Raw genomic sequence first — 763 nt, 5'->3', positions numbered from 1 at the left:
CCTTTTTGATAACAAAAAAAGGCATCTAAGCCTCCCTAGTGCTATGCTTTAAGCGACGAAACTCAAGATAAGCGGGGTAGGAATAGATGTCTCAACTAGATAATACACTTAAATTACTGGGAATTACAGACACAAACATTCAGGTGTTCGGTACTCGTGATGAATTTCATGGTCGGGGCTCGGGTCGCAAAAAGTATTTGGTCATCCAGGCAGAGCTTACCTACACACTCAGGCGCTGTCCCAGCTGTGGATACAATACGTTGCACCCTAACGGACACAAGCTCACTCATGTCCACATTGTAGGACCCATGGACCGGCCCGTAATTCTAGAGCTAAACAAGCAACGCTGGCGTTGTAGTAACTGCCATAGCACTTGTACGGCCACCACTCCAGTGGTATCAACCAACCACGCCATCGGTCACGGACTAGCGACTCATGTGCTGAAGCTAGCCAGTAAATCACTCCCGGCTAAGACTATCGCCAGTCTCACCGGTATTTCGACAAACTCAGTTCAGCGTATTTTGACGGCTAATATTCATCCACACGCGAGCCGCCGGTTACCGATTAATCTATGCTTTGATGAATTCCGTTCCACGCACGGCTCCATGTCGTTTATTTGCATTGACGCCGACACTCACAAATCAGTTAAAGTACTTAGCGACCGCCTTAATAGAACCATCAAACAGTTCTTTCTTAGTCAGTACAGCACCGCAGAACGGGCCGCGGTTCAACGCGTCATCATGGACATGAACGCCTCCTATCA

The 763-nt window shown here is 48.1% G+C and carries 1 pseudogene; it reads left to right on the top strand.

Annotated features, from left to right (window positions below):
- Positions 1 to 86 precede the first annotated feature (86 nt).
- A pseudogene (locus FD20_RS13175) lies at positions 87 to 763 on the top strand (ISL3-like element IS1165 family transposase); the annotation flags it as partial.

Origin of the sequence: Liquorilactobacillus uvarum DSM 19971, from assembly GCF_001434935.1 — a bacterium.
In the GTDB taxonomy this organism is placed as follows: Bacteria; Bacillota; Bacilli; order Lactobacillales; family Lactobacillaceae; genus Liquorilactobacillus; species Liquorilactobacillus uvarum.
This window is presented reverse-complemented; position numbering and strand designations above follow the sequence as displayed.